This window comes from Rhodoferax sp. GW821-FHT10B06 (assembly GCF_059415605.1).
The window spans coordinates 1-7,524 of sequence record NZ_JBWKNO010000034.1 but is presented as its reverse complement, the minus strand read 5'-3'; the positions used below and the strand labels follow the sequence as shown (position 1 = coordinate 7,524).

General features: G+C 63.6%; 6 protein-coding genes and 1 pseudogene. 2 read left to right on the top strand and 5 right to left on the bottom strand.

All coding sequences use genetic code 11. The annotated features are described in order from the left end of the window. Positions 1-90: 90 nt before the first annotated feature. Positions 91-1,521, bottom strand: coding sequence for a hypothetical protein (locus AC07O2_RS25900; RefSeq protein WP_495234984.1), 1,431 nt, complete (start codon positions 1,519-1,521; stop codon positions 91-93). A 302-nt stretch (positions 1,522-1,823) separates the two neighbouring features. Between AC07O2_RS25900 and AC07O2_RS25895 the strand changes: the two genes are divergently transcribed. Continuing rightward, the gene (locus AC07O2_RS25895) at positions 1,824-2,039 is read left to right on the top strand and encodes a hypothetical protein (RefSeq protein WP_495099055.1); all 216 of its coding nucleotides are present in this window, start codon (positions 1,824-1,826) and stop codon (positions 2,037-2,039) included. A 22-nt stretch (positions 2,040-2,061) separates the two neighbouring features. On the opposite strand, the gene ppsR is transcribed toward AC07O2_RS25895, so the two are convergent. The 3 genes from ppsR to AC07O2_RS25880 form a co-directional block, all read right to left on the bottom strand. After that, entirely contained in the window at positions 2,062-2,883 is an 822-nt protein-coding gene (ppsR, locus tag AC07O2_RS25890; RefSeq protein ID WP_495234983.1) for a posphoenolpyruvate synthetase regulatory kinase/phosphorylase PpsR, read from the bottom strand. 101 nt (positions 2,884-2,984) lie between these two features. Then, positions 2,985-3,653 (bottom strand): transaldolase family protein, encoded by a 669-nt coding sequence (locus AC07O2_RS25885; RefSeq protein ID WP_495234982.1) that lies wholly within the window; start codon positions 3,651-3,653, stop codon positions 2,985-2,987. 14 nt (positions 3,654-3,667) lie between these two features. Continuing rightward, entirely contained in the window at positions 3,668-4,615 is a 948-nt protein-coding gene (locus AC07O2_RS25880; protein ID WP_495234985.1) for a carbohydrate kinase family protein, read from the bottom strand. Positions 4,616-4,991: 376 nt separating this feature from the next. On the opposite strand from AC07O2_RS25880, the gene AC07O2_RS25875 reads away from it, so the two are divergent. Beyond that, entirely contained in the window at positions 4,992-7,148 is a 2,157-nt protein-coding gene (locus tag AC07O2_RS25875) for a sensor histidine kinase (RefSeq protein ID WP_495234981.1), read from the top strand. Positions 7,149-7,180: 32 nt separating this feature from the next. On the opposite strand, the pseudogene AC07O2_RS25870 reads toward AC07O2_RS25875, so the two are convergent. After that, positions 7,181-7,450: pseudogene (locus tag AC07O2_RS25870) on the bottom strand (LysE family translocator); the annotation flags it as partial. Between the last annotated feature and the right edge of the window lie 74 nt (positions 7,451-7,524).

Sequence of the window (7,524 nt, the reverse complement as noted above, 5' to 3'; positions counted from 1 at the left end):
GCATCAAACCCGCCATGGGCAAGCTCAGCGCGCCCAAGGCCGCCAGCACCAACGACGACGACTGGACCAGCTTTTAAGCCGAGCCTGCCGTCAGGGCGTGCTGCGGTCTTCGACCAGCATGCCCATTTCGTAGTGCTGGACCCGGGCGGAGGTTTTCGCCGATTTGTCCACCACCACCTGCATACTTTGGTCCAGTTGCCGGGTCAGTGTCACCGTCAGGCTGTCCTGGTCGTCGATGCGGGTGTAAAGGTAGCTTTGCGATTTCTTTTCGCTGGTGAGCTCCAGCTTCGCGGAGGCGTTTAGCGCGCTGTGGTAACTGGCCTTGAGCCGGGATGTCTGCCGCTGCTGGATGCTGTCGGGCTTGTCGGCCGGGCCAGTGGTGCTGGTGGTCTGCAGCAAACTGAAGTCAAAGCGGTCGGTTTCGTCCAGACGCATGGGGTTGGTGGCCTGGGTCATGCCGGTGATGCGCAGCGCAAAATCAGCCAGGCCAGATAACAAAGCACTGTCCTTGATGGTCGGTGTGCCGGTACTGGCCGGCACTTGGGGGCTGTCGTTGGCATCGACGCCGTAGGACCGCTGCATGGACGCAAATGCGTCCTGGACAATGCCTATCCATTCGGCATTGCCATGGCCGCGGCTGCCGGCCTGGCTTATCTTCTGCAATTGTTGGGCGATGGCCTGCTCCCGCTGGGCCGGGCTGCCCCATAAAGCTGGGTTTTGCAGATTGACTTTCATATCCACCTGGTCGGTGGGAGAGCTCATTTTCAAGCTGCGCTGGCTGGCGTCGGCATGGAAGTCCAGGCGGTAGCTGTCGCCGTTGCGCAGCATCTGGCCCTTCAGGTCGATGCTGGACAGGACAGTGCTGTCGTAGTCGCCCAGGCCCGCAATATCCACCGTGGGCGGGTCCGCAGTGAAGCCTTGCACCGCTCTTTCAAAGCTGGCGGATAACTGCGCAATGGCCTGGCTTTCGGTGGCGCTCAAGGGGCCATTGCTGTGTATTTCCACGCCCAGGCCATCGTTCTGGTTGGTCAGGGTCAGGTTCACCACGGTGCCAGAGCGGGTGCGTATGCTCAAAGACACTTTGGCCAATGCGTTGTTGCCGATGCTGGACAGCGCAGTTTTGGCCGCGGCATCGACGCTGGTGTTGCTGCTGGGAACATAGTTCGCCACGGCTTGCTGGTAGTCACCCGGCGTGGTTTTGAAGCGCTCCAGCAAGGCGCCTGCCAGGCCATTGAAGCGGTTTGCATTGCCCGTGGACGAGAAATTACGTGCCATGAGCTTGCTGACCGTGTCCTCGGATCGGCTTTGCCAAGCCTGCATGCTGGCAGGCACATAGCGTGTGGGCGCCATGTAGGTCCAGCTGGCGGCATGGGCTTCCAGCGCAGTGGTGTTGCTGACAATGGTAGACGGAACCTCGGCCGTAGCCAGTGCGGGGCCATCCGTCTCTGCCGATGCCGCGCCCCTCAGGCTGGTGACCGGCGTGGGCAGTGTGCTGGTGATCAGGTCGGAGCGTACAAGCATGGGATAGGGCCGGCAGTGAATGTATCTACTTTGTTATCGGTTTGTATACATTTAAATTAAATGGAAAGCATGAAAACGCGTAGACAGGATTGAGGATGAAATAAGCCTGCAGCGCTTATTTATTCTGTGCAGTTCGCTACTAAATGGATAGCAATTGAGGTGTGAACATATACGCCTAAGCGCAAGCAGCACTACCCTTGGCGCGATAGCTGTGGCAAGATGGTTTCATGAGTCAAACCTTCGGAATGGAAGCGCCGCGAGGCAACCTTCAGACGTCATACCGACTGCCTGTGCGTTACCTCATGCTCATCGATTCGGGCGGCTCCATGGTGGCGCGCCTGTTTCTGGAGAACCGTGAACTGGCCGCCGAGTTCGATGCCACTGCGGAAGAGGTCACTGCCATGACGCAGGGCTTGCCGCCCCAGCGCGGCGCCCAGGGCCGCGAGTGGGATGTCGCGCTGCAGGGCCACAACGCCGACGAGCGCGCCAGCGCCATGCTCTACACCATTGCGGTGTAGGCGCCAAGCACCTGCCCAAGCCTCAGTACACCAGCCGTTCCGGCCGGATTTCCTGCAGGATGGTGGTGGCAATTTCTTCGATGGATTTGGTGGTGCTGGACAGCCAGCGGATGCCGCTGCGGCGCATCATGGCTTCGGCTTCGCTCACCTCCATACGGCAGTTCTCCAGCGAGGCGTATTTGGAGTTGGGGCGTCGCTCGTTGCGGATCTCGCTCAGGCGCTCAGGCTGGATCGACAGGCCAAAGATCTTTTTGCGGTATTCCACCAGGGCCGGTGGTAGCTGGCGGCGCTCGAAGTCTTCGGGGATCAGCGGGTAGTTGGCGGCCTTCAGGCCATATTGCATGGCCAGGTACAGGGTGGTCGGGGTCTTGCCGCTGCGGCTGACGCCGACCAGGATCACATCGGCTTGGGCCAGATCGCGGTGGGTCTGGCCGTCGTCATGCTCCAGGCTGAAGTTGATGGCTTCGATACGGTCGTGGTAGGCCTGGCTTTTGCTCACGTCGCTGAAGCGGCCGATGCGGTGGTTGGACTTGATGCCCAGCTCGTTTTCCAGCGGATTCACAAAGGTGCCGAACATGTCCAGCAGCATGCCCTTACAGTTCTCGGTGACCACTTTCAGCACCTCCATGTTCACCAGGGTGCTGAACACAATGGGCCGCTTGCCTTCCAGTTCCGCTGTGTGGTTGATCTGGCGTACCGCCTGGTGGGCCTTGTCTACCGTGTCCGTGAAGGGCAGGCGCACATGGCGCGGCGCCATGGAGAACTGCGCCAGGATGGCGTTGCCAAAGGTTTCGGCGGTGATGCCGGTGCCATCGGAGATGAAGAAGACGGTGCGGTCGGACATGGAGGGCCTCTTTCAAGGGCGGCGTAGCCACCCAGGCGTGGTTCTGGATGGCCTCCATCGTAAACGCAATACCGCCCACCTCTGCGGTGGGAGGTGGTAGCTTACGTGCCCAGTGCTGCCGCGTCGGCCAGGAAGCCGCGCTCGGCATCCAACGTGGCGCTGTGGTCGAACAGCTCACTGAACAGCTTGGGCGGGATGGTGATGGAGCCCACGCCCAGTTCCAGCAAGGCCAGGTAGGCTGCGCGCGAACGCACGCTGGCCACCAGCAGCCGGGTGTTGGCTCCGCTGCGGCTGACCAGGGACTGCATCTGGCCGATCAAGGCCAGACCGTCTACGCCCGAATCCTCCAGCCGGCCCAGGTAGGGCGCGGCATAGGCGGCGCCCAGCTGGGCCGCGAAGTGGGCTTGCTCGGGCGCGTACACGGCGGTGTAGGTGACCGGAATGCCTTCCATGCTCAGCTCGGCGCCTGCGCGCAGGCCGTCGCGGGTGGCGGGGATCTTCACCACCAGTTGGCCGGGGTTGAATTCACGCACCAGCTGGTGCGCGTCGGCCAGGATGCCCTCGGTATCGGCGGCATGCACCTGGGCCTGCACCTGGCGTGCGCCCAGCTTGATGCAGGTGTTCAGCAATTTGGGCAGCGTGGCGCGGGTGATGCCGGCGCGGCGCAGCAGCGTGGGGTTGGTGGTCACGCCGTGGACGGCGGGGTGGGGCAGGCAGGTTTGCAGATCGGCCAGATCGGCGCTGTCGAGGTAGAGATGAAAGGCTTGCATGGTGTTCGGTCGGCTCAGGAGGCGGCGTCCAGCGCCACTTGCAGCTCGGCGCGGGTGGGTGGGTGGGCACCTTCGCGGGTGCAGTTGATGGCAGCGGCACAGGCGGCGAAGCGCAGCACGGCCAGCCAGGTTGCGTCGGGTAGGCTGTCGAGCTGGGCCACCTGCTCCACTCCGTGCTCCAGCAGGGCGACGGTCAGGCCGGCATCAAAGGTGTCGCCGGCACCTATGGTGTCTGCCACGGTGATCTTGGGAGCCGATACCTCCAGCGGTGCATGGCCACGGCGGAATAGCGTGGCGCCATCTCCACCACGGGTAATGACCACGGCGCGCGGGCCCTGCGCGGGCTGCTGCATGAAGCTGGCGGCCACCTCGGCCAGGCTCAGGCCCGGCGCCAGGGCGGCGGCGTCTTCGTCGCTGAACTTCATCAGGTTGCTGGCGGCGGCCCAGCGCTGCACGTTGACGCGGTAGGCCGGCAGATCCTTGATCAGGCTCAGGCGCACATTCGGGTCGAACAAGACGATGCGTTGGCCTTGCTGCGCCAGCACCAGGTCGGTGATGCGGCTGGCCGCTGGCTCGTGCAGCAGCGCGATGGAGCCAAACTGCAGAAAGCGGCAGCTGTCTGGCAGCGCCGGCAGCACAGCGGGCGCCCACTGCGTATCAGCCGTGCCCTGGGTGTAGAAGGCGTAGCGGTTGGTCTGCGGCGTACGTTCGACAAAGGCCAGCGTCGATGGCGCATCGCTGCGCAGCACCCAGTCGGTGTTCACGCCATTGCTTTGCAGATGCTGCAGCAGGCGTTCGCCAAACAGGTCGGTGGACAGCTGGCTGATGAAACCTATGGGCTGGCCCAGGCGGGCGGTAGCGATGGCGCTATTGGTCGGGGCGCCACCTTCATGGCCTTCAAAGTTCAGGCCGCTGGTGGCGGTGAAGTCGATCAGGGACTCGCCGACGATGGCGATGCGGATGGCTTGCATGGTGTGTTCTTGCCTCTTGTTGTACGTCAAGATGGTGTGGTGTATCGGGTGCTTGCAATGGCGGCCGGCGGGGCTGCGCGCATGGCCATCTTACCGTGCTGAGGGGGCCCTTGACAGGCTGCCAGGCTCTTTCGGGTTACATGGTGTTTTATGCCTCTCGTGCAGAGAATACTTGCGCTGTAAGCTATAAAAATAATAGTAAATTGCCTGGGCGGACTAGCCCGCGTGGCGCACAAAAAATACGCTTGTTGTTTGGCTGCGCGTGGGACTGGTACGCAGTTGCGCAAAGCCAATACTTTGTGACGGTGCGCAGGGCTGCGGTGTTGCTCATGCACAATGATTCGGCCCTTTTTCCTGTTCTGCATCCATGCCCTCCGATCCATCTGCACCTACCGCCGCCGTGCCCGCATACCGGACGTGGTGGGCGTGGGCCGTAGCGGCCGTGCTGGGCCTAGCCTTGATCGCCGCTGCCGGCCAGTGGGCGGCGCGGCGTGAGGCCAGCTTCCAGCTGGACTCCATCCACCGGGCCATCGAGGTGCATGCGCTGGGCTTGCGGGGTGCGGCGGCCAAGTACAGCTACCTGCCGTTTACCGCCGCGCAGCACCCGGACGTGCTGGCAGCGCTGGCCCAGCCGCACGACCCGGTGGCCCAGCAGCGTGCCAACCGCTACATCGAAGAGGTGAACCTCCGTGCCGGCTCGGATGCGCTCTACCTGATCGATTTGCAGGGCATGACCCTGGCCGCCAGCAACTGGCAGACGGCCCAGAGCTTTGTGGGCCAGTCGTATGCGAACCGGCCGTATTTCCTGGATGCACGGGCCGGCCGCAACGGCCAGTTCTACGGTGTGGGCCAGACCACGGGCGAGCCGGGCCTGTTTATCTCCGCGCCGGTGCAGCAGGGCGGGGTGGTGCGCGGCGTGCTCACGGTCAAGGTCAGCCTGCGCCAGATCCAGGACACCTGGGCCTTTGTGCGCGACCCGATTTTGCTGGCCGATGCGCGCGGCATCGTGTTCCTGGGCTCGGTACCTTCCTGGATATACCAGGCCAAGCGCGCGCTGGGCGAGGACGACCTGGCCTGGGTGCAGCGGCACCAGCAGTATGGCGCGCGCCACAGCTTTGCGCAGCTGCCCTGGCAGCGCGATGCGGCGCCGGATGCTGAGGGCTACCGCGTGCGCACCAGCCTGGCCGGCCAGCCGCGCGAATTTCTGGCGGTGGACGAGGTCCTGCCAGACCTGGGCTGGACGCTGACCGTGATGGCCGACTACGCCACCGTCACCCGTGCCCGCGAACGTAGCTGGATGCTGGGCCTGCTGTGTGCCGGCCTGCTGCTGCTGGGCGGCCTGTACTGGCGCTTGCGCGAGCGCCGTTTTGCCGAGCAGCGCGATGCCCGCCGAGAGCTGGAAGTGCGCGTGCACGAGCGCACGCTGGAGCTGGACCAGGCCCACGCCTTCCGCAAGGCCATGGAAGATTCGCTGCTGGTGGGCATGCGCGCGCGCGACCTGGAAGGCCACATCATCTATGTCAACCCCGCTCTGTGCGAGATGACCGGCTACCGCGCCGACGAGTTGCTGGGCCGCCTGCCGCCGTATCCGTACTGGCACCCGGACGATGTGGAGCAGCACTGGCAGAACAATGAGGCCACCATGAGCGGCCAGGCCGCCATGTCCGGCTTCGAGTCGCGTATCCGCCACCGCGACGGGCATGAGGTATTTACCATGGTCTATACCGCCAGGCTGATCGATGCCCACGGCCAGCACAGCGGCTGGATGAGTTCGGTGGTGGACATCACCGCGCAAAAGCGCGCCGAGCTGCGCCAGCGCCAGAACGATGAGCAGCTGCAACACGCCCAGCGCCTGGCCAGCCTGGGCGAGATGGCGTCCACCCTGGCGCATGAGCTGAATCAGCCACTGATGGCCCTGAGCAATTTCGCCAGCGCGGCCAAGGCCTTTGCTGAGCAAGGCAACCAGGCACTGCTGGGCAGCAGCCTTGATGAGACCATGGCCCAGGCCCAGCGCAGTGCCGAGATCGTGCAGCGTATACGCGGCTTTGTGCGCCAGCGCACCGCTGGGGCCGAGGACTGCGCCGTGCCGGCCCTGGTGGCGAATGTGCTGGCCCTGCTGCAGGGCGAGATGCGGGCACAGCAGGCGCGCGCCGTGCTGCGTGTGCCGGCCGACCTGCCCATGGTGCGCGGCGACCGCGTGCTGTTGGAGCAGGTGCTGCTGAACCTGCTGCTGAATAGCTTGCAGGCCATGCATGCCACAGCACTGGAACGCCGGCTGGTGGAGATCGACGCGGCTGTGGTCGCCGGCCGCATGCAGATCCGCGTGGCGGACCGTGGGCCTGGCATCGATGCTGCAATTGCGGAGCAGGTGTTCGCGCCGTTCTTCACCACCAAGGACGGCGGCCTGGGCCTGGGGCTGAACATCTGCCGCACGATTGTCGAAAGCCACCGTGGGCGATTGACGTTTGCCAACCGGGTGGATGGGGGGACGGTTTTTACGCTGGAGCTGGAAGTCTCAGTGTGAACGGTCTTCTGGATGGCGGTTCCATCAGGAAATCACCGCCGACTCTCCATGGCCATGCGCGTAGCCAGTCCGCCCAATACGGTTCCCATGAGCCAGCGTTGAACAGTCTGCCAGGAGGGATGGGACGCGAGAAAAATCGCAATGGAACCCGCCAGCACGGTTATTACGGCATTGACGCTAACGCTGACAAAAATTTGCGTCAGGCCCAATAGGAGGGATTGCACCAGAACGCTGCCATGGTCGGGATCAATGAATTGTGGCAACAACGACAGATACATGATCGCGATCTTGGGATTGAGTAAGAGCGGCTAACAAAAGCGTGTCATCGTCAAATGCACATCGTGCGTTTGACGCGGGATGGGAAAGAACAGAAACA